A 22897-nucleotide genomic window follows, 5' to 3' on the forward strand; every position below is an offset into this window, starting at 1 on the left:
CCCGTCGTTTCAGACTAGATCATTATGGACGGAGTGTAAATTAGGGGTGAAGAAAGCGCAGATATGTCCTATCAAACCTTTAATGCCGTCCGACAGTCTCCACAGCTTTAGCGATGCGCCCCCCGCCGCCGACCTGCGCCGACCGGTAAGGGAAAGCCGCGCGCTGGTGTTCGGCGTCCCGCATTCCGGTACCTATCTGCCCGACGATTTCGTCGCCGCGTCGCCGTTCGAGGTCGCGCGCCTGCGTTCGACCGAGGACGCCTTCGTCGATCAGCTGATCGGCTTCGAGACGCAGGACGATATCTGGGCGGTGCGCGGAAATTACGGGCGCGCCTATGTCGACGTGAACCGGCACCCACTGGAACTGGACCCCAAGCTGATCAAGGGGCCTTTGCCGAAGGGCAGCCTCAGCCATACCCTGCGCGTCAAGTCGGGCTACGGCGTGATACCGCGCTGCCTGACGGGTCAGGTCGAGATCCACAACCAGCCCCTGACCTATGCCGAGGCCCTGACGCGTCTGACGCGCGTACACGCCCCCTATCACCGGGCCTTGCAGACGGCCCTGAGCGAGGCCAGGGCGGCGCATGGGCACGTGACCCTCATCGACTGGCACTCGATGCCGTCGGGGACGCTGCGCAATACGCCTGGAGCTTTGGCTGACATCGTGCTGGGCGACCTGCACGGCGAAGCCTGTGCGCCGGAACTGACCGCCTTCGTGAAGCGGCATCTGGAAGGGCAGGGGTTTCGCGTAGCGCTCAACCATCCTTTCGCGGGAGGGTATGTGCTGGAACACTATGCCGACCGGCACAAGGGCGTCGAGGCTTTGCAGATCGAGATCAATCGCGGCCTCTATATGGACGAGGCTGCCCTGACCCTGCTGCCGAAAGCGGCGACGGTGAAGGCCGCGCTGATGGCCCTGATCGCGGTGTTGAAAGCGCGTCTCTGAATTTCGGCTAAAAAAAAGCCGCGCTACACGAGCGCGGCTAAAGTCTACAGGGAGGAAACGCCCAGGAAGGGCAATCGATGCGAACATCGAACAACTTCAATTTAGTTTGCGGTGCGAAATTTAGCAAGTGCGAAAACGGAATTGTATGATCACGTATCGTTACAATCGTTCCGTATGGAACCATTATTTTCGTGAGAATCCTTTGTTTATTTTATCAAACGTTTTGAGACCTTGCGTTTTGATTATCCGTAGCCGCCGTTTGCGGCGCGGTATCGGGTTCCGGTTCCACGATGCCGTCATAGATCGGGCGTGTCCGCGTGGGGTAGGGGTGGTCTTCAAGTAATTCGCGCATCCGACGAAGACCGCGTGCCGCCTGCGAGCGCGATTGCCGCCATGCCAGAAGAATGGTCGCGCCGACGCTGGCGATAGCCAGAGGCAGGGGGCCGAACAGCCACGCCCCGGCGGCGAGCGAGAAGTAATATCCGCGCACCCCCTGCGAGAAGTTGGACATGGCGGGCTCGAAGATATCGGAGACGGCGGCACTGAACTCCTGACCGGTCTTTTCATCGACGTTTTCTGGAATGGCCCCCATAGCCGCGACGGCATAGTTGGTCTGACGCAAGGCCCAGATGAAGTTCAGCAGGCCGCGCGCCAGACAGACGATGACGAGGCCGAACTTCATCAGGAACAGGGCCGAGGACGAGGTGTCGATCCCCAGAGCATGGACGCTGGTGTAGGACAGGTCTTCGGTAAAGATCGCCCCGGCCACCGCCGCGATCAGGATCAGGTTGGCCGAGGCGAAGAAGCTCATCGAATTGACGCCGTGGCCGATCAGGTTGGAGTCGTAGAGCTTGAACGACCGGATGACCATTTCCTTCATCCAGGCGCGGCGCACGATGGTCAGATCCTTGAAGATGACGCCGGATTTTTGGGACACTCTTTTGACGACGGGTTCATAGCCCATCCAGCAGCAGAGAAAGACCAGAAGCGCGGCAAAATCCTGCCAGCTGCCGAACAGTCTGATGATCGTTTCCATGAATCGGCGCCCCTTATTTCTGTATTTTCACGGGAGTTTTAATCGCACCGCGACGCCTGACAAGCCTTAATATCGGACCTAAATGCCCGGTTTGAAACGAATTGTAGCAAAGTGCGAAGAAAAGGGGACAGTCTTCGCTTGTGCGAAAAGCGCTGAACGCTTATGACAGCCCCCAAGTTTCAACGAAAAAGCCTTTAAAAAGATATCTCATGAATCTCGACAAGATTTCCATCGGCCCGAACGCTCCGTGGGATTTCCACGCCGTCATCGAAATTCCGGCCGGCGGCATGCCGGTCAAGTACGAACTGGACAAAGATTCCGGCGCGCTGTTCGTCGACCGCTTCCTGTACACCTCGATGTACTATCCGGGTAACTACGGCTTCATCCCGCACACCCTGGCCGACGACGGCGACCCCTGCGACGTGCTCGTCGTCGGTCCTGTGCCGGTCTATCCGGGCGTCGTCATCCGTTCGCGTCCGATCGGCGTGCTTCTGATGGAAGACGAAGCGGGTATGGATGAAAAGATACTCGCCGTGCCGGTCGACAAGCTGCACCCCTTCTACACGGACGTGTCGAGCTATCGCCAGATGCCGACCATCCTGATCGAGCAGATTCAGCATTTCTTCCAGCACTACAAGGATCTGGAAAAGAACAAGACGACGACGGTCATCGGCTGGGGCGACCCGGACAAGGCGGCGCAACTGATCCGCGAAGGTCAGGAACGTCTGGCCAAGAAGATCGGCTAAATCCGAACTTTCGTGACTGTAATATTAAACCTGCCTCGGACGAGGCAGGTTTTTTGTTTTTAGGCTTGTATCTCAGCCAAATCTGCTAATCTCGTGGCGTGGATTTGATGGAGGGCATGATGAGCCTGTTGAACGGAATTCTGGGTGGCCTGGGCGGTGAGGGTGTCGGCGGGCTGGATATCGGCAAGCTGACCTCAAGCTTCGGTGACGGCGGCCTTGAGGGCCTTGTCGGGCAGTTGTCGCAGGGCGGCCTTGGCGACGTCGTGCAGTCATGGGTCGGCAACGGTCAGAACCTGCCGATCTCGCTCGATCAGCTTCAGGGCGTGCTGGGGTCGGAGCAGGTCAAGGGCATCGCGGCGGCCATCGGTGTCGATCCGTCTCAGATCGCCGACATGCTGCCGGGCTTTATCGATCAGCTGACTCCGGGCGGCAAGCTGCCGGACGGTGTGGGCGATGCGGTCAGCGGTATGCTGGGCGGCCTGTTCAAAAGCTGAACTGGTCTGTGAGCGTTAGATGAAGCTCATGGAAAATCTAACCTGGCCGTCCGGCTGGTCGGGGATAGAGGATGAGGCAGAGAAAAATCACCTGACGCTGGAGCTTGCACGCGAAGTGCCCGAAGGGCATCCGCTTTTTCAAAAAAGCGTACAATCGCTTGGGCGAAGTCAGCGACGGGACGATTTTCTTTTTCAACTGGATGACCTCCAAGTGGCGAGGGTTCATCTGACGTGGGCTGTCGAAAGCGACCCAAGGTGGCCCTTTACCGACATTTACGCGTCATTCAGTGAGTGGGCCTCGATTGAGGCGGCAAATGAAGATGACGATTAAAGGTCGCAGCCAATCTCACAATATGGCTTGACCGGGCGTGAACCGCGTGCGAAATCTGAAACATCGCGTGTGGTTCACGCTTATGGATCTGCCCTCAGGTTGAGAGGCGGATTTTTGCGCTTTTTATGCGCTATAAATATGCAAAGACGCGTATATTTTCCCGATTGAGGCCCTCCTTATCGGAAATGGTCCCTATTGCGCGGCCGTCTGCGCATAAAATTGCAAGGCGGTCCCTGTTTTCCAAATAAATCCAAAGTGTTGGGTAGTCACGACTGCTTTGCGGTAGCCTTTGCCCGGTCTGGATTTTCAAGGCTTTGACGCTATATAGAGCGTTCTGAATGTGTACGGTGGCCGCGTCTGTGTTTGTGCAGTGGCTACTGCGTGTAACGAATTTCCCCTATCCAAAAGCTGAAGATATGCCCGATTCCTCCCCGAATGCGGCATCGCGCCTCTATGCCCTGGCTGTCGCGCGCGATACCGCCAATCTTGTCGATCTCGACGCATCGCTCGCTCTGGCGCGGGCGTCGGCGCGCACCCTGATGGCCCTGTCGCCTCAGGCGGCGCTTCTGTTCAAAAGCTTTGCACAGGAAGAGATCGACCGCCTGTCGCTCGATTGCACCGAAGAGTCCGAAGGCACGATCGCCATCGTGCGCGAAACCCTCAACATGGTTTGACGCGCCCGAACCGGTGACCACAAAAAAAGCGGCACGGAACCCGGTTCCGGCCGCTTTTTCTTTATGAGAACGCAGGGATATTACTGATCCGAATTGTCTTCGGTTTCGGCGGGCGGGCCGTTCTTCTTGATCGACTCGATGGCGTTTTTCGCCGAGGCCTTCGAGGCATAGCCCTCGGTCCAGAAGATGGTTTCGGAATTGTACTTGAAGTAGGCGACGAACTCGCCGGCCTTGTTCTTCTTGATTTCAAACTTGTGCGCCATGTGGGGCCTCCGTTCTCTCTGGGTAGGGCGGGCTTTTCGCGCCGCCGGGCCAAGGGTTCGCGCCGTGACGGTCAACTGTCAAGCTTGATCGTGAAAGTTTTTGACCTGAAGACTTATCGCCGTTGCTTGAGTCCATGATGCCAGACCAACCCCAGAAACCCGCCTTTCACATAGGGCAGGACGGCCAGCGTCAGCGCCCCCAGCGCGACAAGCGTCACCGGGATCAGGATTTCCAGCGGGTATTTCCAGAAAAATTCGAAGGCGAACAGCGGGCCGACGACGATGTGGCCGACCAGCAGCATGGTGATATAGGCCGGGCCGTCGTCGCAGGGATAGAGGCCCAGCGGCGTCTGGCAATGGTCGCAGGTATCGACGACTTTCAGGTAGCCGCGAAAGGCCTGGCCCTCACCGCAGGCAGGACATTTGCGGTGCAGGCCGCGCTTGACGGCGGTCCAGAGCGTGGATTTTTCAGGCAGCATAATGACGTTCCACAGGTGAAATACCTGAGAGTGGAATGACTTTAGATAAAGTCATTCCACTCTATTTTTGCCGGGTCGCGATATTGTAGCCGAAAACCGCTTACACTTTTCGGCATATCGCTCCAATTCTGTACAGTATTTAGTCGTTTCAAACGCTTTTCGCCATGCGTGATCGTGTCGCAGGCTGTTTTAAGGTGATAAAACGCATTTAAGGCTTGCAAAATCACATAAAGATATCTTTATATCATTATATGAAAACGAGCGAAACCATTCTGGGGCAGGCAGCGCTGCTGGAGGCGCTGAAGGCGGTGGGAGAACCCACGCGCCTGCGGCTCCTGCGTCTTTTAGCGCATGAAGAGCTGTCTGTCATGGAATTGGTGCGCATCCTCAACCAAAGCCAGCCGCGCATTTCGCGTCACCTGAAGCTGATGAGCGAGGCGGGCCTGATCGACCGGTTCCCGGACGGGGCCTGGGTCTTTTACCGCCTCAGCGAAAACGCCGCCCTGACGCCGCTGGTCGACGCTATTCTGGCGGCGATCGGCGACGAGGACGCGGGCGATCTGCGGGAGCTGGAAGCGGTGCGGGCGCAGCGGCTGGAAACGGCGCAGGGCTATTTCGAAAATATCGCCCCGGTCTGGGATCAGATTCGCTCGCACTATGTCGACGACCACGAGGTCGAAGCGGCGCTGTTGCGGGTACTAGGGGATACGCCGGTCGAAACCGTCGTCGATCTGGGGACCGGCTCCGGTCGGATGCTCAGTCTTTTAGCCCCGAAAGCGCAGTACGCCATCGGGCTCGACCTGTCGCAGCAGATGCTCAATATCGCGCGTGCCCGGACCCGCGATAGCGGTTTGACGGGTATCGAGTTCCGCCACGGCGACATCACCTCGACAAGGCTGAACGGGCAAAGCGCCGATCTGGTCATCATCCATCAGGTGCTGCACTTCCTGTCGGATCCCGGTCAGGCGCTGAAAGAGGCGGCGCGGCTGTTGCGCCCCGGTGGGCGATTGCTGATCGTCGATTTCGCGCCGCACCGGCTTGAGGTCATGCGCGACGAATACCAGCACCGACGGCTCGGTATCGGCGACGACGATATGGGCCACTGGCATAGCGCTGCGGGGCTGAAACTCATGCAGAGCCTGTCCCTGCCGCCGCACGCCGAACCTGGCCTGACCGTCCGCATCTGGTTGATGCATAAAGATAACTGATACCTGAGAAACGCCTTATGTCCCCGCCACCCGCCTTCGTGCAATCCGCCATCGCCCGCTCGGTTCGCGCGGGCGCCGCGCACCTCAACGTCTCGTTCGAGTTCTTCCCGCCCAAGTCGGAGGAGATGGAGCAGACCCTGTGGAGCGCCATCCGCCGGCTGGAGCCGCTCAATCCGTCCTTCGTGTCGGTGACCTACGGCGCGGGCGGCTCGACACGCGAACGCACCCACCGCACGGTCAAGCGTATCCTCGATGAAACCGGTTTGCGGCCCGCCGCACACCTGACCTGCGTCGAAGCCTCGCGCGAGGAGGTGGACGAGGTGATCCAGGCCTATTGGGACGCCGGGGTGCGCCACATCGTGGCCCTGCGCGGTGATCCGCCGACAGGTCTGCACGACGGGCAATATGTGCCGCGCGCCGACGGCTATCAGAACGCCACGGAGCTGACCGCCGCCATCAAGCGTATCGGCGATTTCGAGGTCAGCGTCGGGGTCTATCCGGAAAAGCATCCGCAGTCGCCGTCGCTCGATTTCGACCTCGACGTCCTGCGTCAGAAGGTCGATGCGGGCGCCACGCGGGGCATCAGCCAGTTCTTCTTCGAGCCGGAAACTTTCCTGCGGTTCAGGGATGCGGTCGCCGCTGCCGATATCAGGATCGACCTGATGCCGGGGATCATGCCGGTGACCAATTTCAAGGGCCTGCGTCGCATGGCTGCCGCCTGTGAAGCGGCTGTCCCTGACTGGCTGGCGGAGCTGTTCGCGGGCCTCGACGACGATGCCGAAACCCGCAAGCTGCTGGCGTCGGCGGTGGCGGTCGAGCAGGTTCTGGGGCTGGAACGTGAAGGGGTGGCCAATTTCCACTTCTACACGCTCAATCGCGCCGAACTGGTCTATTCCATCTGTCGCGTGCTGGGGTTAAAGGAAACGACAGGAAAATCACGGACCGCCATCTGATGACCGAGTCGTTCGACTACGCCGCCCTGACGCGCAACGATCCGAACCCGGTGAAACGCTATCTTCAGGCGCGCCGTCTGAAGGACGCGCTCGACCTGCTGGGTCATCGCCACGGACGGCAATTCGTCGATTACGGGGCTGGTGACGGCGAACTGGTCCGGCATTTGAAACACCGTCGGCCCGAGGCAGTCACGATATGTTTCGAGCCTTGGTCATTGTTGTCGCATGCCTGTCGTCACAATATCGAAGACCTGAGTGCGACGACGCTGGTTGAAACGGCTGATGATGTGCCGGACGGGTTCGCCGATGCGATATTTTGCCTAGAGGTGTTCGAGCATCTGCCAGCGGAAGAGATTGAGACGGCTCTGCATCATATCGCGCGCATCCTGAAACACGATGGCGTTCTGATCGTCGGGGTACCGGTCGAAACGGGGCCGGTGGCGCGGCTCAAGGGCTGGTTCCGCGGGTTGAGGCGTAACGATTTTGATACCGATCCCGACCGCATCGCTCAGGCGGCGCGCGGGGATATCCGGTTCGAGCGCTTTCGCATGGACCTCGGCAATGGCGGGGGCTATTACCCGCACCATCTGGGTTTCGATTACCGCGATCTGCTGCGGGCGGTCGATAGCCGGTTCGTGGTACGCAAACGCCAGTCCAGCCCGTTCGGCTGGCTGCCGCCGGAGGTGAACTCCGAACTGAATCTGCTTCTGACGAAGCGAACCTGAATATCCTCCCCTGTTAGCGGGGGAGGGGGACCGCGAAGCGGTGCAGGGGGCATTCCCCCTTCCGTCATTTGCTTCGCAAATGCCACCTTCCCCGTAAACGGGGAAGGATGAAAGAGAAACGCAATGACCCGTCAAGACCGTATCGACCAGCTCAAAGCCGCCGCGAAGGAACGCATCCTGATCCTCGACGGGTCGTGGGGCGTGATGATCCAGCGCCGCGGCCTTGAGGAACACGACTTCCTCGGCGAGCGTTTCAAGGGCCACAGGGGCCAGATGAAGGGCAATAACGATATCCTGTGCCTGACGCGGCCGGACATCATCACCGACCTGCATAATCAGTACTATGCCGCGGGTGCGGATATTTCCGAGACCAATACCTTTTCGGCGACGACCATCGCCATGGACGACTATCATCTCGACGCGCAGGCCTGCTGGGACATCAACTACGAAGGCGCAAAACTGGCGCGCGCCGCCGCCGATGCCTGGACCGCGAAGGAGCCTGAAAAGCCGCGCTTCGTGGCGGGCTCGATCGGGCCGTTGAACAAGATGCTTAGCATGTCGTCGGACGTCAACGATCCCGGCGCGCGTCTGGTGACCTTCGATCAGGTCTATGAAGCCTATAAACAGCAGGTCAAGGCGCTGAACGAAGGCGGGGTCGATCTCTATCTGATCGAAACCATCACCGACACGCTGAATTGCAAGGCGGCGCTGAAAGCCATCATGGACCTCGAAGATGAGGGGATGGACACGCTGCCGATCTGGATTTCGGGCACGATCACCGACCGTTCGGGTCGCACATTGTCAGGCCAGACCGCCGAAGCCTTCTGGAACTCAGTCAAGCACGCCAAGCCGTTCGCCATCGGCTTCAACTGCGCTCTGGGGGCCGACCTGATGCGCCCACACATCGCCGAACTGGCCCGCGTCGCCGATACGCTGGTCGCCGCCTATCCCAATGCAGGCCTGCCGAACGCCATGGGGCAGTACGACGAGCAGCCGCACGAAATGGCGCACGAACTGCACGAATGGGCCAAGGACGGGCTGGTCAATATCCTCGGCGGGTGTTGCGGCACGACACCGGACCACATCAAACACGTCGCCGACGAGGTGCGCGGCTTCGCGCCGCGCGTCCCGCCCGAGCGGCCCAAGGCCCTGCGTCTGGCCGGGCTTGAGCCGTTCGAGCTGACCTAACCTTTCGGCGGAGGCGGGAGATTAGTCTGCGCCGGGCCCGACGGTCCGGTCATGTTACAGCGCCACGTGCCGAATACCGTCATCCAGCACGCACCTTGCGCCTTCTCGACGCGCGAACGTGAGCAGTTGAGCGCCGGATTGCCGCCACCGATTTTGACGGCCTTCGGATCGCGGCAGACGACCCAGGTGAATGACCCCTGCAAGGAATGAACGGGTTTTTTGACGTCGGAATCCGGCATGGTCATATATTCGCCGCGACCCATATGCGGACGCGGCTTGCTGGCCTTGATGACAAGGTCTTCGACCAGCCAGAGTTCGTCGCTGGCATTGATCGTTTCACGCTCGCAGCGGACCAACCCCTGAAGCGCCGCAACCGGTGGCAGGGTTTTCGAGGTGATGTCGGCGCACTTGGTTACCGGATTACGCGCCCCCCACTGCGCACCGCTTTGCTGTGCATAGGCCGCCAGCCCTACCAAGGTCATCGCAGCCGCTCCGGCGGCCACTGCATAAGTTCGTACACGCGCCAACATCGTCGTCTCCCTGAATGCCGTTTTATCTCGCTCCGGAAAGCACCACATATCGGCGCAAAAATCCAGCCAACATTGTTATTTTTAACTATAGCCAAGCTTTCGCAACTGCGTTAGCGTCCGGTTTCAGGTGTAACGAATGGGGCTGGACGTGACGACACGACGCGATATTCTGATGCGCTTCGGCGCGGTGGCGGGAACGGCGGGTGCCTATGCGGCCATGCACGCTCTGGGGCTGTCGGGCAGCGAAGCCTGGGCCGGGACGCCGGACCTGCAACCGGGTTCGGGCAAGGGCGTCCGGGTCATCATCCTTGGGGCCGGGGTGGCCGGGATGTCGGCGGCCTATGAATTGCGCAAGGCCGGTTACGACTGCCTGATCCTTGAAGCGCGGACCCGTGCGGGCGGGCGCAATTTTACGGTCCGCAAAGGCACGGTCATCGATTACGGCGACGGCACGACCCAGACCTGCGCCTTCGATGAGGGGCACTATTTCAACGCTGGACCGGCGCGTATCCCCAGTCATCATCAGGCGACGCTCGGCTACTGCCGTGAATTCGGCATTGCCATGGAAACCGAGGTCAACTGGTCCGGCACGGCGCGCATCCAGACCGATCGCCTGAACGGCGGCAAGGCCTTCGAGATGCGTCAGGCCATCTTCGATTTTCGCGGTCACATGGCCGAACTGCTGGCCAAGGTCGCCAAGAAGGGCGCGCTCGACGACAAGTTTTCCTCCACCGACCGCGATCAGCTTATCGCCGGTCTGGGGCAGTGGGGAGGCTTAGGCGAAACGCTCACCTATGACGGCTGCGAAGGGGCGGGCTTCGAGATCGAACCGGCGGCGGGCAAGGTGCGCGGTCAGCACCGCAAGCCCCTGCCGATGTCGGTGGTCGGCGACCCCTTCGTGCAAGGTATGGCGGGCTTTGCCGACCTGATCGACATGCAGGCGACCATGCAGCAGCCCGTCGGCGGCATGGACCGCATCCCGGCGGCGTTCGAAGCGCACCTGCCCGGTGTTATCCGCTTCGGCTGCGAGGTGAAGCGCCTCCGCAAAAAGGGCAAGGGCGTCGAGGTCTATTATCTGGACAAGGCCGCAGGTACCCCGCAGGTGGCGGTCGCCGACTACTGCATCTCGACCCTGCCGCTGCCGGTGATGAACCGGATCGACAGCGACCTGTCGAAGCCGGTCAAGGCGGCGATCGCGCGCAACGCCGTCATCGGCGACGGCTACAAGATCGCCTTTCAGGGGCCGCGCTTCTGGGAAACCGAGGCCCATATCTATGGCGGGCTGAGCTTCACCGACCGCGAAACCTTCATCACCTGGTATCCGTCGAACGGCTTCCATCAGCCTGAAGGCGTGCTGGTGGCGGGCTATAATTTCAACGGCGATATGGGTAAGCGGTCCTTCCCGGATCAGGTCGCCTATGCGCGCGACACCATCGAGCGGCTGCATCCGGGTCGGTCGGGGCTTTTGCGCGCGCCGATCTCGATGCACTGGGGCCGGGCGCCCTACAGTCAGGGTCTGGCCAGTCAGATTGCTTTCGACGATCCGACGGGTTACGATTTGCTCAGCCAGCCCGACGGGCCGATCTACTTCGCGGGCGACTATATGAGCTACGTTACGGCGTGGCAGCAGGGGGCCTTCTGTTCGGCTCATCGCGTCGTCAATATGATCGCAGACCGTCAGAAATCTTTGAAAGCATAGGACACGTCATGATCCGTACCGCCATTATCGCTGCGCTCGCGCTGACCGCCACCGCTGCAACTGCCGAAGAGGGCATCAAGCGCACCTATACGGGCAGCTTTCCCATCGCGCAGTCGGTCACCGTGCCGCCGGGTTACAAGACCATCTATGTCAGCGGCATGGTCCCGGCGATCATCAATCCGGACGCGCCGACTGAGAGCTTCGAGGCCTATGGCGACACGGCGGCACAGACCGAATCGGTGCTCAAGCGCATCGAGACGGCGCTGAAAGCCGAAGGGGCCGGGTTCGGTGACGTCGTCAATATGAAGGTCTATCTGGTCGGCGACCCGAAGCTGGGTGGCAAGATGGACTTTGCCGGGATGATGAAGACCTACACCAAATATTTCGGCACGACCGAGCAGCCGAACAAGCCGTCGCGCGTCACGGCGCAGGTCGCGGCGCTTGCCTCGCCCTATTTCCTTGTGGAAATCGAGGTCACGGCAGCGATCCCGGCGAAGTAATTTTCATTGCCGATGCGCGGACGGCTGTCCTATAGGTGAGGGACAACTTCGAGACCTTACTATGCGCATCACGATCCTCTTTGGCGGCCTGAGCCGCGAACGCCTTGTCTCCGTCGCCTCGGCGCAATCGCTGCACAAGGCGCTGCCCGAGGCCGATCTGTGGTTCTGGGACGAAGATAACAGTGTGCACGAGGCGTCGCCTCTGGCCCTGCTGGGGCATTCGCGGCCGTTCGAGATTACGTTCAGGGCCGACGGTCATTCTTTGGGCTTGATCGGCGAGGCGCTGGACAAGGCCGCTGCCGAAGGCCGGGTGCTGGTGCTGGGCCTGCACGGCGGCATCGCCGAAAACGGTCAGTTTCAGGTCATGTGCGAATCGCGCGGCGTCCCCTTCACGGGCTCCGGCTCGGCGGCGTCGCATCTGGCCTTCGACAAGGCCTCGGCCAAGCTGTTCGCCGGTTTCGCGGGGGTGGTCTCGCCATCGGGCGTGGCCCTGGCTGACATCGACGACGCCTTCGCGCAATACGGAAAGCTGGTCGCCAAGCCGGCGCAGGACGGGTCGAGCTTCGGCCTGATCTTCGTCAATTCGACCAACGATATCGCTGCCGTGCGCGAAGCGGCGAAGACGACCGCCTATCTGATCGAGCCGTTTATCGAGGGGCGCGAGGCGACCTGCGGCGTGCTGGAACAGGCCGACGGCTCGCTGATCGCCTTGCCGCCGGTGGAGATCATCCCCGATCGCGGCGCCTTCGATTATGAGTCGAAATACCTGTCGAACAAGACCGAGGAAATCTGTCCGGGCCGCTTCACCGAGGCCGAGACCGCCGCCATTCAGGACATGGCCATCCGCGCGCACAAGGCGCTGTCGTGCCGGGGCTATACGCGGACGGACTTTATCGTGACACAAAATGGTCCCGTCTATATCGAGACCAACACCCTGCCGGGCATGACGGCCTCGTCGCTCTATCCGAAGGAACTGGCGGCGCAGGGGATCGCGTTTGCGGATTTCCTGCACGGACAGATCGACATCGCGGTGGGGCGAGAGAAACATTAACCCCCTCTCCCCTACGGGGAGAGGGCTGGGGTGAGGGGGCTCTACTCAGTCTGTTACACCCCCTCACCGGCGCTTCGCGCCACCCTCTCCCCGTAGGGGAGAGGGGATTCACGGAGTTCCATATGACCGCCTGGGGCAATGGCCCGTTCGATAACGATGACGCCGCCGACTTCATGATCGATCTGGAGGAGACACCCGCGTGGGAGGCCGTGCGCAAGGCCTTCACGCAAGCGTTGGAAACGACGGACTATCTCGGCCTGACCGAAGGGGCGCGGGTCTATGCGGCAGCGGCGTTTCTGAGCGTGGCGCTGGGCAAAAGCGAGATTTCGGCGCAGGACTATCACATGATCATCGACGATCTGGGGGCTGTGCCCGACGATCTGGCGGCGCTCGCGCGCAAGGCCCTGACGCGCATCTGCGCCGCGGATTCCGAGATCGATGAACTCTATCAGGGTGCGGCCTATGACGAATGGATCGCGACCGTGCGCTATATCGACAAGGCCTTGGCATGAGCGATAACTGGGCCGAACGCCTCCTCATGGCCGCTGACGTACTGAAAGACGTGACGCCGGACGAGTTCCGCGTCGATCAGCCGTTTTATGACGAAATGACACTGGTCCTGACCGAGTACGAACTGACCGACACGGCTTACAAAGCCGCCGAACCGAACGTACCCTATCCACCGCAGTGGGAGCAGCTTTCCGCCGCTGTCAACGGCTCGACGCCCAACGAACTGCTGCTGCACATTCTCGGCTGGGTGTCGCAGGGCCGGTGGATCGAGGCGCCGCTGGTACGCGTTCACGAAGCAGGCCTCCTCGAACCGGCGTTAAAGCGTCTGGCCGCCCACGTTTCCGCACTTGATATTGTGGCTGTAAAAGACGAATAGAACGTCATGCTTCCTACATTTATCAATATCGGCGAACGCACTAACGTCACCGGTTCCGCCAGGTTCAAAAAGCTGATCGTCGAGGGCAACTATACCGCCGCGCTCGACGTCGCGCGTCAGCAGGTCGAGGCCGGGGCGCAGGTCATCGACATCAATATGGACGAAGGCCTGCTCGACGCGGTCAAGGCCATGACGACGTTCCTGAACCTGCTGGCGGCCGAGCCCGATATCGCCCGCGTGCCGGTGATGATCGATTCGTCGAAATGGGAAGTCATCGAGGCCGGTCTGAAGTGCGTTCAGGGCAAGGCCATCGTCAATTCGATCTCGATGAAGGAAGGGATCGCCGCCTTCAAGCACCATGCCCGCGAATGCCTGAAATACGGCGCGGCGGTGGTGGTCATGGCCTTCGACGAGGTGGGGCAGGCGGACACGGCGGCGCGCAAGATCGAAATCTGCACGCGCGCCTACAATATCCTCGTCAATGAGGTCGGTTTCCCGCCGGAAGACATCATCTTCGACCCCAACATCTTCGCGGTGGCGACGGGGATCGAGGAACACGACAACTACGCCGTCGATTTCATCGAAGGTACGCGCAAGATCAAGGAAACCCTGCCTTACGCGCGCATTTCGGGCGGGGTGTCGAACGTTTCGTTCTCGTTCCGCGGCAATGAACCCGTGCGCCGGGCGATCCACAGCGTGTTCCTCTACTACGCCATCAAGGCGGGCATGGACATGGGCATCGTCAACGCGGGCGACCTGCCGGTTTATGACGATATCGACCCGGAACTGCGTCAGGCGGTCGAGGACGTCATCCTCAATCGGCCGCAGCGGCATAATGTCTCGAACACCGAATGGCTGGTCGATCTGGCACCCAAATATAAGGGCGTCAAGGGCGAGGCGCCGGTGGTCAACCTCGTCTGGCGCGAAGGCACGGTCGAGGAGCGCCTGAAACACGCACTGGTCAACGGCATCACCGAATTCATTGACGTCGATACCGAAGAGGCCCGTTTGCAGGCCGAACGCCCGCTGCACGTCATCGAAGGGCCGCTGATGGCCGGGATGAACGTCGTCGGCGACCTGTTCGGGGCGGGCAAGATGTTCCTGCCGCAGGTGGTTAAATCCGCCCGCGTCATGAAGCAGGCCGTGGCCTGGCTAATGCCCTATATGGAGGCCGAAAAGGAGGCGCACGTCGCCGCCGGCGGCACCTATCAGGCGGCGGGCAAGATCCTGATGGCCACCGTCAAGGGCGATGTCCACGATATCGGCAAGAACATCGTCGGCGTGGTTCTGCAATGTAACAATTACGAGGTCATCGACCTTGGGGTCATGGTGCCTGCCGACCGTATTTTAGCCGAAGCGAAAGAACACAAGGTCGATATGATCGGCCTCAGCGGCCTGATCACGCCGTCGCTCGACGAGATGGTCTTTGTGGCGCGTGAAATGCAGCGTCAGGGCTTCGATATCCCGCTGCTGATCGGCGGGGCGACGACCTCTAAAACCCATACGGCGGTCAAGATCGAGCCCGGCTATCATAACGATCAGGTCGTTTATGTGCTGGATGCCTCGCGCGCCGTGGGCGTCGTGTCGCAACTCCTCAGCGAGACTGACAAGACGCAGTTCGTCGCCGATACCAAGGCCGATTACGACAAGGTGCGCATTGCCTACGGCAAGGGCGACACCAAGCCGCGCTCGGATCTGCCTGAGGCGCGTTCGAAGAAGTTCGTCATCGACTGGGATGCCGAAGCGCCCGTCGCGCCGTCCTTCCTGGGTTTGAAGACATTCTCGCCGTATGATTTGCACGATCTGGCCGACCATATCGACTGGACGCCGTTCTTCGCGACGTGGGAGCTGGCCGGGCGTTTCCCCGATATTCTCGACGATGAGATCGTCGGCGAGGCGGCGCGGGGCCTGTACAAGGACGCCCGCGAAATGCTGGCGCAGATCCTTGAGGAAAAGTGGTTCGAGGCGCGCGGCGTCGTCGGCTTCTGGCCCGCCAATGCCGACGAACACGACGATATCGAGGTCTATGCCGACGAGACGCGGACCGAGGTCATCGCCAAGTTCCACACCCTGCGTCAGCAGATGAAGAAGACCCGCGAAGGCCAGAACAATACGGCGCTGAGCGACTTCATCGCGCCGAAAGGCACGCTCGACTGGATCGGCGGTTTCGCCGTCACCGCAGGCCACGGTGAGATGGAAATCGCGCACAAGTTCAAGGCGGCGGGTGACGATTATAACGCCATCCTGTCGACGGCTCTGGCCGACCGTCTGGCCGAGGCCTTCGCCGAAGCGCTGCACAAAAAGGTCCGGCGCGAACTGTGGGGCTATGCGGCAGACGAAGACCTCGACGTGGCGGGCCTGATCGCCGAACAGTACAAGGGCATCCGCCCGGCACCCGGCTATCCGGCCCAGCCGGATCATACGGAAAAATGGACTCTGTTCGACCTGCTCGATGCGCGCGACCGCACGGGTATGGAACTGACCGAAAGCTTGGCTATGACGCCCCCGGCGTCTGTGTCGGGTATGTATTTCGCCCATCCGAAGGCGCACTATTTCGGAGTCGGCAAGATCGAAAAGGATCAGGTCGAGGACTATGCCCGCCGCAAGGGCTGGACCGTCGATGAGGCCGAGCGGTGGCTTTCGCCGATATTGAATTATATTCCTCAATAACCCCCTCTCCCCTGCGGGGAGAGGGCTGGGGTGAGGGGGAAAGGCCGCAGCCCCCTCATCCGCCGCTTCGCGGCACCCAACGCTTGCGAAAGCTATACTTTCGTTAACGCTATACCCCGTAGGGGCGAAGGGAAGGGATTTAATGAACGAAGCCGAAGACCGCAAACAACGCTCGATCAAAATCCTGAAGGCGAGGGGGCTGCCCGTCCTCGACAGCCTGCCGGAAATCGAGACCGTCGAAGACACCACCATCCGCTCAGGCGAAGCCATCGTTCGGCGCATCCTGTGCCTGACCGCCGTGGCGCGGGCGGCGTTTGTCGGGCAGACCGATCCGGTCCTGCCGTTCGTGGCGCGCTGGAAACTCGATCCGCATCTGACACCGGATGAGCGCGAATTTCTGCAATCGGGCAAGGTGGTGGAAACTGACGGCATAAAGTTTAGTTGGCGGATCGAGGCTATCGTGCCGCTGGCCTGGGCGATCGGGCTTTACGCCGATCTGTGGTTTCCCGAAGAGGAAACTCATGCCGAAGACGTGCTGGAGTACTGGGAGTCGTTCAGCCATCCGGACCTGACGCGCATCGGGCATCGAGAGGCGGCGGATATCCTCGATCAGGCCGACCTGATCTATCGCGCACACTGGGCAGTGCGGGAAGGGGCCTCCAACGGGCTGCACGGCGGCGTGGTTCGTGAACGCCACCACGCGCTCAACTGGCTGATCTGTTACGAAGACGACGACTGGGACGACGTTCAAACGGATACGTAATCGGAGTTTATATGGTTTAATCGGTTTAAATCAGTTTGATTTAAACCGAACTGGTGATATTTTAAACCAGCTCGGTTGTAGAATTAACCACAGGAAGATCATGAGTACGCGCGTTGTAACGACCCACCTTCCTACGGAAATGGCCGAGGCCGTTGATGCCGCTGCCGAGAGGCTGGAGCGTCCACGCGGTTGGATCGTCAAACAGGCGCTGCACGATTGGCTTCGTCTGGAAGAGCGTCGCCACCAGATGATTCTTGAGGCTTTGAAAGAAGTTGACGAGGGTCGGTTCGTTGAACACGAAGATATTAAACGCTGGGCAGATGGCCTCGACTGATGCGGATTCGTTGGCTCTCGTCCTCTCAACGTGACCTGTCACGCTTGCATGATTTCCTTAAAGATGCCGCCCCGGATACAGCAAGCCGTCGCATTCGCGCCATTATAGCGGCGGTAGAACGACTAATCGAATTTCCGAACATCGCCCCGCGTGTGGAAAGGTACGGCTCACGGGAAGTGCGGGCCTTGCTCGTCGGCGATTATGAATTGCACTATGAAGTCATGGCGGACACGATCGTGATCCTACGTATCTGGCATGTGCGCGAAAACCGCTAACCTACTCGCCATCCTTCTTGCCCCAGCCGATCTTGCTCATCAGCCCCGACGCCCAGTTGCCTTTTTCCTTGGGCTCGGCCTTGGCGACGGCGCGACCGATGGCTTCCTTGTCGTCTGTGGGCGCGACCGTGGCGGTCTTTTCCTTATGGACGTCCAGCTTCTGACGCTCGGCTGAGGGTTTCAGCGCCTCGGCGATGATCTTGGCCTCTTCCTCGGTCTGCATTTCCTTGAAGATGTCCGGATGCCCCGAAAGTGCGATGGCGGCCCGTTCGCAATCGCCGGGCAGCGACCAGTTGACATAGGCACCTGCCGCCTTGCCGCGTCCTTCCTTGTCGGCGGCGGCCTGACGGGCTTCTTCCCAGCCGTCGAAGCCCTTTTCACGGGCGGCCTCGGCGCTGTCGCGGCCTTCCTTGGCTTCGCCCTTTTTTGACAGGGTCAGCGAGGCCTCATAGGCGCGCAGATAAGACGCGCCGATCTTCTGCATGTCCTCGCTGAGCGGCTCGACCGAGGTGATCTTTTCGGCGAGGTCCATATGTCCGGACAAGGCGCCGTGGCACCAGGCGACGCGGTTGAAGTCGTCGGCGGGCGCATCGGCGATGACCGGGGTGCGGATCAGCTGCTCCTTGATGCCGGTGACATTGGTCGAAATCGGGCCGTCGTCGGTCTGCGCAAAAACAGGAGCGGCCACAAGACCGGAGATCAGAAGGGTCGAAATCGCCGAAGACATTTTCAAGGTGCAGGTTCCGTCAAAAGTAAAATCCTTGCTGATCATACAGGGAAATGCGGCAAAATGGCGTTTTATCTAATTTTTACGCGCCTTACAAAAACTTAAAGGGAAAACCGCCATGATTTCGTCTAAGCTGCATGGCAGAGGTAGAGAATGTCTTTCTGGAAAAATCTGGCCCAGATGGCGGTGAAGTCTTTCGACCCGGCCGACTGTCCTGACTGCCCCAAGGGGCCGCCGGGCCGCGATCCTGCGTTTGCAACGGCGGTGACGGCCTTGGGTGCGAAATTGGCCATGGCCGACGGCCTGGCCGACGATACGGAGCAGCAGGCCTTTTTCGACGTCTTTCAGCCCGAACGCGGGGCCTACGACAATGTGCTGCGGCTCTACGATCTGGCGCGTCAGACCAGCCTCGGCTTCGAATCCTATGCCCGCCGTCTGGCCAAGCGTTATTCGCAGTGTCCACAAATCCTTGAGGACGTGCTGGAAGGCCTGTTCCACATCGCCGTGTCCGACGGGCATCTGACCGATCAGGAAGAGACCTATCTGGAGACCGTGTCGGACCTGTTCGAGATCAAGCGCGCCACCTATCGCCGCATTCGCGCGGGTTATGTCGCGCCGGATGCCGATGATCCGTACCATATTCTGGGGCTGAGCCCGGCGGCGGCGGACCATGAAATCCGCGTCGCCCGCAACGCGCAACTAAGCGAGTTCCACCCGGACCGCATCGTCGCGCGCGGCTTGCCGCCGGAATATGTCGAAATCTATACGGCGAAGGCGGCAAAAATTAACGAGGCCTATGATCAGATACGTCGTGAGCGAGCCGCGTAAATCGGCTGCAAACGATAACAGGCTTAATAAAAGATAAAAAAGTTGTCTTAACAGGGTGTCGCCGGTTGACGAATGCCTTATTCGTGACAATCTGATGTAGTGCAGTGCAGTAACCGCATGGCGTTAGTAGAGGCATTCGGCCATGACCGATTTGAAAACCCTTTTCGGAAGCTTTTCCAGCCCGCATCCGTGGGCGCGTCTTCGCAGGAGAAACGCTATGGCCAGACTCAAGCACGTTTTCATAATGACCGTGATCGGTCTCGTCTCGCTGGCCGGTATCGCGCTGGCGGTGGTATTCGCCGGAATCATGGCGGTGCTGGCCGCGATCGGCGTCGGCCTGATGGCCCTGACGGCGATCTTTACGCGCAAGCCGATCCGCGTGGTCATCAACCGCGACAAGCAAGCCAAAAAAGATGACGGTGTGCTGGAAGCGCGCAAGAATGGTTCGACGTGGGAAGTCTATTAAGCCTTCTTAACGCTTTGATTCTGCAAAAGCCCCTGCTATGACGCCGGGGCTTTTTTGTTTCCGGATGCCCTAATGATTGCCCTGCCGTCGCCGAATTTCAATGCGCGCAAATCGCCGCCAGACATGGCGGTGCTGCACTATACCGGCATGGAAACGGCCAAGGCGGCGCTCGACCGGATGTGCGATCCGGCGGCGGAGGTTTCGGCCCACTACTGCGTCGACGAGGACGGGACGGTCTATCAGCTCGTCGAGGAAGAGCGCCGCGCGTGGCACGCCGGTGTCTCGGTCTGGAAAGGCGAGCGCGATATCAACAGCGCCTCGATCGGCATCGAGATCGTCAATCCGGGGCATGAATTCGGCTATCGCGACTTTCCGGCGGCTCAGATCGACGCGGTGATCGAGCTGCTCGACGGCATCCGTCAACGCTGGGATATCCCCGACCACCGCATCTTGGGTCATTCCGACGTCGCCCCGGCGCGCAAACAAGACCCCGGAGAGCGTTTTCCGTGGGCGGTGCTGGCCGAGGCCGGGCATGGTCTGTGGGTCGAGCCAACCTTGCCGCCGGAAGGCGTCATGGGGCCGCCGCTCGATATCGGTGATACCGGGCCGGGCGTGTTCGCCTTGCAAGGGGCGCTGGGCAAGCTCGGTTACGATATCCTGCCTGGCGGACCGTACGACGCGGAAACCAAGGCTATCGTCACGGCGTTTCAGCGGCATTGGGTGCAATCGCGTGTGGACGGTCTGGCGGACGCCTTGACACGGGTGCGCCTGATGGCTCTGCTACGTCATGTCACATTACTGGAGGGGTAAGTAATGAATACGGCCTTGATTATTGCGCTATTTGCCGTGGCATGTTCGCTGTTTGTTGTATTTACCGGGGTGATCATGTCCCGAGCCAAAACGCGCAAACCAAACGCACACCACTACGAAAGCCCCGAAGGTTGGCAGGTCTATGTCAAGGGGCTGGGCGCGGTGATCTACATCGGTCCTGACATTACCGTGGCGTTCGGCGGCGAACTTCTGGATGGCGACGCGGGTATTCAGTTTTTTCCGACAACCTATACGGTGAACTTTCCGGAAGGAAAGGCCTTGTCTGAGGCGGAGGCCGAACTTTATGCGCAACGCGCACGTGACGGTTTGCGAGCGATGAACGTGCCTTTCGAGGAGTAGGGTTATGAAATCTGAGCGTTGGGATTTGGTTTTTCTTCTGCTGTCGGGCCTGTGGGGCTTTGTCGGGGTGACCCTGCTGGCGGCAGGCAGCCATGCCGATCCGCGCCTCGGTTCGGCGGGCCTGATGCTGCTGTTCCATGCGGCGGTGACCATCGCTTTGGTGCAATCGACGTTCATGAGCCCGACGTTCAAGCTCAATACGCTTTTGCTGCTGGTCGTCGGCAGCGGCATCTTTGCCGCCGACATCTGTTCGCGGGTGATGCGCGGGGCGCCGCTCCTGCCGCAACTGGCACCGACAGGCGGTGTACTGACCATGCTCGGCTGGCTGGGGATATCGCTGGCGGCAGGCTTGAAGCTGTTCGCCAAACCTAGAGCGGAATGACGTTAGATAGAATCGTCATTCCGCTCTAATTTTTTGTTTTGTCGCGATATTATAGCCGAAAACCGCTCACACTTTTCGGCATATCGCTCTAAGGCTTGATTTCACGCCGCTTTCTGCGCACAAGGGGCGCGGATCAGATGGCCGGGCGGTCGCGGGATATTTCGATATCCTGAGGAAAGTCCGGGCTTCACGGTAATATGGCGGCGGGTAATGCCCGCCGGGGGCGACCCCAGAGATAGCGCCACAGAAAACAGACCGCCGGGCGTCAGCCCGGTAAGGGTGAAACGGTGCGGTAAGAGCGCACCGCGCGACCGGTAACGGAAGCGGCACGGCAAGCCTCGCCAGAAGCAAGACCAAATAGGAACGGCGCGTCGGGCAACCGACAGGGTATTACCGCCCCAGCACGTTCGGGTAGGTTGCGTGAGCCGCACAGCGATGTGCGGCCAAGATGAATGATCGCCAGAGGGCGAAAGCCCCGAACAGAACCCGGCTTACAGGCCATCTGATCCAATTGGCACTTGCCGATAAATATGTTAGGCTTTGGTTATGCCGAAAGCCGAAGTACAAATCATTGTTGCCGAAGACGCTGAATTCATCGAGGCGGTAAAAGCCGGTGTGCAATCCATAGATGACGGGCGCTCCGTGCCTTATGAGCAGGTGAGGGATTGGTTGCTTTCCTGGGGCACCGACAACGAAAAGCCCGTGCCCAAAAGCATCTAATGATGCAGGTTATTTTTTCCGATGAGGCCATCGACGATCTTCAGGTTATTCGCGATTATATCGGGCAAGATAATCCTTACGCGGCCTCGCGCATGGCTGTTGAGTTGATTGCCGCCTAAATCATGCCGGAGCGCGGGCGTCCCGGTCTGGTGGCGGGTACGCGCGAACTGACCAGCGTCTGGCCTTATGTCATTGTCTATCGTCATTCTGCGGAGCGGGTAGATATTCTCCGCATCTGGCACGGCGTGCAAAGCCGCTGATCATATCCCAAATCCGCCGACCGGTTCGGTCACGATATGGTCGCCGAAGCCCGCGATCAGCGGCATGGCCTTCTTGATCGTTTCGGCCACGGCGGGGATATGCAGCGACGCCTTGTGGCTGTCGGCACTATCCCACACCTCGGTGATCCAGATTTTGTCGGCGTCGTTCGGGTCCTTGGCCACGACATAGCTCAGGCAGCCGGGCAGGGCGCTGACGCTGGCCGTCATCAGGCTTATCAATTCGTTACGCTGGCCCGGTTGCGCGGTGAAATTGCCGATCAGTCCGTACATGGATGGTCTCCGTGGGATTTTGTCCCGGAAAAAGCGTTTGTGGATAAATATGTGGATAACGAATCGCTTGTCCACAGACTTATCACCCGCCCGGACAGGTCCTGTCAGCAACGATTTCGTTAATCATTTGAAAGGACTTAGGTAACCCTTCGTTAGGGTCTGTTACCGCTATATTAACATGTTCCGCCTATGTTCCATCCCCTTGTTTAAATTCGATTAATTATCGCTATAGAGGCGTAAAGTGTCGGTCAGAGTCATTGCGTCCCAATTCATCCCGTGTTAACCCTATTGCCGTTCAGCGG

The 22897-nt window shown here is 60.0% G+C and carries 31 protein-coding genes and 1 other RNA gene; 26 read left to right on the forward strand and 6 right to left on the reverse strand.

What is annotated here, in order from left to right; translation table 11 throughout:
• Positions 1-82: 82 nt before the first annotated feature.
• Complete coding sequence (locus AEYBE204_RS28530; protein WP_023461886.1) at positions 83-946, forward strand: N-formylglutamate amidohydrolase; 864 nt, start codon at positions 83-85, stop codon at positions 944-946.
• A gap of 214 nt (positions 947-1160) precedes the next feature.
• Here the strand turns inward: AEYBE204_RS28530 and AEYBE204_RS28535 are convergent, their stop codons facing one another.
• Positions 1161-1982, reverse strand: a complete 822-nt coding sequence (locus AEYBE204_RS28535) for a DUF599 domain-containing protein (protein WP_023461887.1) — start codon at positions 1980-1982, stop codon at positions 1161-1163.
• 209 nt (positions 1983-2191) lie between these two features.
• On the opposite strand from AEYBE204_RS28535, the gene ppa reads away from it, so the two are divergent.
• From ppa to AEYBE204_RS28555, 4 genes are all read left to right on the forward strand, one after another.
• The gene (gene ppa / locus AEYBE204_RS28540; protein ID WP_023461888.1) at positions 2192-2728 is read left to right on the forward strand and encodes an inorganic diphosphatase; all 537 of its coding nucleotides are present in this window, start codon (positions 2192-2194) and stop codon (positions 2726-2728) included.
• Positions 2729-2844: 116 nt separating this feature from the next.
• Positions 2845-3222: a YidB family protein gene (locus AEYBE204_RS28545; protein ID WP_235068108.1), complete on the forward strand. Its 378-nt coding sequence runs from the start codon at positions 2845-2847 to the stop codon at positions 3220-3222.
• Between the two features lie 19 nt (positions 3223-3241).
• Positions 3242-3553 carry a hypothetical protein gene (locus tag AEYBE204_RS28550; RefSeq protein WP_023461890.1) on the forward strand — a complete coding sequence of 104 codons (312 nt, stop codon included), beginning with the start codon at positions 3242-3244 and terminating at the stop codon, positions 3551-3553.
• Between the two features lie 416 nt (positions 3554-3969).
• Complete coding sequence (locus AEYBE204_RS28555) at positions 3970-4227, forward strand: hypothetical protein (protein WP_023461891.1); 258 nt, start codon at positions 3970-3972, stop codon at positions 4225-4227.
• An 80-nt stretch (positions 4228-4307) separates the two neighbouring features.
• Here AEYBE204_RS28555 and AEYBE204_RS28560 read toward each other — a convergent pair whose 3' ends face one another.
• Both AEYBE204_RS28560 and AEYBE204_RS28565 read right to left on the reverse strand, forming a co-directional pair.
• Complete coding sequence (locus AEYBE204_RS28560; RefSeq protein ID WP_023461892.1) at positions 4308-4490, reverse strand: DUF1508 domain-containing protein; 183 nt, start codon at positions 4488-4490, stop codon at positions 4308-4310.
• Between the two features lie 113 nt (positions 4491-4603).
• Positions 4604-4969: a DUF983 domain-containing protein gene (locus AEYBE204_RS28565; protein WP_023461893.1), complete on the reverse strand. Its 366-nt coding sequence runs from the start codon at positions 4967-4969 to the stop codon at positions 4604-4606.
• A gap of 251 nt (positions 4970-5220) precedes the next feature.
• Here AEYBE204_RS28565 and AEYBE204_RS28570 point away from each other — a divergent pair, with 251 nt between their 5' ends.
• From AEYBE204_RS28570 to AEYBE204_RS28580, 4 genes are all read left to right on the forward strand, one after another.
• Positions 5221-6177 carry a metalloregulator ArsR/SmtB family transcription factor gene (locus AEYBE204_RS28570; RefSeq protein ID WP_023461894.1) on the forward strand — a complete coding sequence of 319 codons (957 nt, stop codon included), beginning with the start codon at positions 5221-5223 and terminating at the stop codon, positions 6175-6177.
• Positions 6178-6194: 17 nt separating this feature from the next.
• Positions 6195-7130 carry a methylenetetrahydrofolate reductase [NAD(P)H] gene (metF, locus tag AEYBE204_RS28575; RefSeq protein WP_023461895.1) on the forward strand — a complete coding sequence of 312 codons (936 nt, stop codon included), beginning with the start codon at positions 6195-6197 and terminating at the stop codon, positions 7128-7130.
• Positions 7130-7855, forward strand: a complete 726-nt coding sequence (locus tag AEYBE204_RS39465) for a bifunctional 2-polyprenyl-6-hydroxyphenol methylase/3-demethylubiquinol 3-O-methyltransferase UbiG (RefSeq protein WP_023461896.1) — start codon at positions 7130-7132, stop codon at positions 7853-7855. Before metF ends, AEYBE204_RS39465 begins: the two co-directional genes overlap by 1 nt.
• A 123-nt stretch (positions 7856-7978) precedes the next feature.
• On the forward strand, positions 7979-9043 hold the full coding sequence (locus tag AEYBE204_RS28580; RefSeq protein ID WP_023461897.1) for a homocysteine S-methyltransferase family protein: 1065 nt from the start codon (positions 7979-7981) through the stop codon (positions 9041-9043).
• Here AEYBE204_RS28580 and AEYBE204_RS28585 read toward each other — a convergent pair.
• Positions 9040-9525, reverse strand: a complete 486-nt coding sequence (locus tag AEYBE204_RS28585) for a hypothetical protein (protein WP_023461898.1) — start codon at positions 9523-9525, stop codon at positions 9040-9042. The genes AEYBE204_RS28580 and AEYBE204_RS28585 overlap by 4 nt on opposite strands.
• 184 nt (positions 9526-9709) lie before the next feature.
• Here AEYBE204_RS28585 and AEYBE204_RS28590 point away from each other — a divergent pair, with 184 nt between their 5' ends.
• The 9 genes from AEYBE204_RS28590 (at position 9710) to AEYBE204_RS0120130 (ending at position 17751) form a co-directional block, all read left to right on the forward strand.
• Entirely contained in the window at positions 9710-11272 is a 1563-nt protein-coding gene (locus tag AEYBE204_RS28590; protein ID WP_023461899.1) for an FAD-dependent oxidoreductase, read from the forward strand.
• Positions 11273-11280: 8 nt separating this feature from the next.
• Positions 11281-11772 (forward strand): RidA family protein, encoded by a 492-nt coding sequence (locus AEYBE204_RS28595; RefSeq protein WP_023461900.1) that lies wholly within the window; start codon positions 11281-11283, stop codon positions 11770-11772.
• Positions 11773-11833: 61 nt separating this feature from the next.
• On the forward strand, positions 11834-12823 hold the full coding sequence (locus AEYBE204_RS28600; RefSeq protein WP_023461901.1) for an ATP-grasp domain-containing protein: 990 nt from the start codon (positions 11834-11836) through the stop codon (positions 12821-12823).
• Between the two features lie 122 nt (positions 12824-12945).
• Positions 12946-13335, forward strand: coding sequence for a DUF4259 domain-containing protein (locus AEYBE204_RS28605; protein WP_023461902.1), 390 nt, complete (start codon positions 12946-12948; stop codon positions 13333-13335).
• Positions 13332-13709, forward strand: coding sequence for a hypothetical protein (locus tag AEYBE204_RS28610; RefSeq protein WP_023461903.1), 378 nt, complete (start codon positions 13332-13334; stop codon positions 13707-13709). The genes AEYBE204_RS28605 and AEYBE204_RS28610 overlap by 4 nt, the downstream gene beginning before the upstream one ends.
• Before the next feature lie 6 nt (positions 13710-13715).
• Positions 13716-16379, forward strand: a complete 2664-nt coding sequence (gene metH / locus AEYBE204_RS28615; RefSeq protein WP_023461904.1) for a methionine synthase — start codon at positions 13716-13718, stop codon at positions 16377-16379.
• Positions 16380-16521: 142 nt separating this feature from the next.
• Positions 16522-17142 carry a DUF4272 domain-containing protein gene (locus AEYBE204_RS28620; RefSeq protein ID WP_023461905.1) on the forward strand — a complete coding sequence of 207 codons (621 nt, stop codon included), beginning with the start codon at positions 16522-16524 and terminating at the stop codon, positions 17140-17142.
• Between the two features lie 100 nt (positions 17143-17242).
• Positions 17243-17476: a CopG family ribbon-helix-helix protein gene (locus AEYBE204_RS28625; protein WP_023461906.1), complete on the forward strand. Its 234-nt coding sequence runs from the start codon at positions 17243-17245 to the stop codon at positions 17474-17476.
• On the forward strand, positions 17476-17751 hold the full coding sequence (locus tag AEYBE204_RS0120130; RefSeq protein ID WP_031230310.1) for a type II toxin-antitoxin system RelE/ParE family toxin: 276 nt from the start codon (positions 17476-17478) through the stop codon (positions 17749-17751). The genes AEYBE204_RS28625 and AEYBE204_RS0120130 overlap by 1 nt, the downstream gene beginning before the upstream one ends.
• A gap of 1 nt (position 17752) precedes the next feature.
• Here the strand turns inward: AEYBE204_RS0120130 and AEYBE204_RS39470 are convergent, their stop codons facing one another.
• On the reverse strand, positions 17753-18484 hold the full coding sequence (locus AEYBE204_RS39470; RefSeq protein WP_155908312.1) for a hypothetical protein: 732 nt from the start codon (positions 18482-18484) through the stop codon (positions 17753-17755).
• 147 nt (positions 18485-18631) lie between these two features.
• On the opposite strand from AEYBE204_RS39470, the gene AEYBE204_RS28630 reads away from it, so the two are divergent.
• The 8 genes from AEYBE204_RS28630 to AEYBE204_RS40695 all read left to right on the forward strand — a co-directional run bounded on the left by AEYBE204_RS28630 (position 18632) and on the right by AEYBE204_RS40695 (position 22304).
• Positions 18632-19306: a DnaJ family molecular chaperone gene (locus tag AEYBE204_RS28630; RefSeq protein WP_023461909.1), complete on the forward strand. Its 675-nt coding sequence runs from the start codon at positions 18632-18634 to the stop codon at positions 19304-19306.
• Positions 19307-19523: 217 nt separating this feature from the next.
• A complete protein-coding gene (locus tag AEYBE204_RS0120140) occupies positions 19524-19772 on the forward strand; it encodes a hypothetical protein (protein ID WP_023461910.1) in 249 nt (82 codons plus the stop codon).
• A gap of 72 nt (positions 19773-19844) precedes the next feature.
• The gene (locus tag AEYBE204_RS28635; RefSeq protein WP_023461911.1) at positions 19845-20582 is read left to right on the forward strand and encodes an N-acetylmuramoyl-L-alanine amidase; all 738 of its coding nucleotides are present in this window, start codon (positions 19845-19847) and stop codon (positions 20580-20582) included.
• Between the two features lie 3 nt (positions 20583-20585).
• Positions 20586-20942, forward strand: a complete 357-nt coding sequence (locus tag AEYBE204_RS28640) for a hypothetical protein (RefSeq protein WP_023461912.1) — start codon at positions 20586-20588, stop codon at positions 20940-20942.
• A 4-nt stretch (positions 20943-20946) separates the two neighbouring features.
• Entirely contained in the window at positions 20947-21324 is a 378-nt protein-coding gene (locus tag AEYBE204_RS28645) for a hypothetical protein (RefSeq protein WP_023461913.1), read from the forward strand.
• Positions 21325-21457: 133 nt separating this feature from the next.
• An RNA gene (gene rnpB, locus AEYBE204_RS39490) (RNase P RNA component class A) lies at positions 21458-21834 on the forward strand.
• Positions 21835-21870: 36 nt separating this feature from the next.
• Entirely contained in the window at positions 21871-22044 is a 174-nt protein-coding gene (locus AEYBE204_RS40685) for a hypothetical protein (RefSeq protein WP_023461914.1), read from the forward strand.
• A 122-nt stretch (positions 22045-22166) separates the two neighbouring features.
• Positions 22167-22304 (forward strand): type II toxin-antitoxin system RelE/ParE family toxin, encoded by a 138-nt coding sequence (locus AEYBE204_RS40695; RefSeq protein ID WP_023461916.1) that lies wholly within the window; start codon positions 22167-22169, stop codon positions 22302-22304.
• Here AEYBE204_RS40695 and AEYBE204_RS28655 read toward each other — a convergent pair whose 3' ends face one another.
• A complete protein-coding gene (locus AEYBE204_RS28655; protein WP_023461917.1) occupies positions 22305-22595 on the reverse strand; it encodes a putative quinol monooxygenase in 291 nt (96 codons plus the stop codon). It abuts the gene before it with no gap.
• Positions 22596-22897 lie beyond the last annotated feature (302 nt).

Source organism: Asticcacaulis sp. YBE204 (genome assembly GCF_000495855.1).
In the GTDB taxonomy this organism is placed as follows: Bacteria; Pseudomonadota; Alphaproteobacteria; order Caulobacterales; family Caulobacteraceae; genus Asticcacaulis.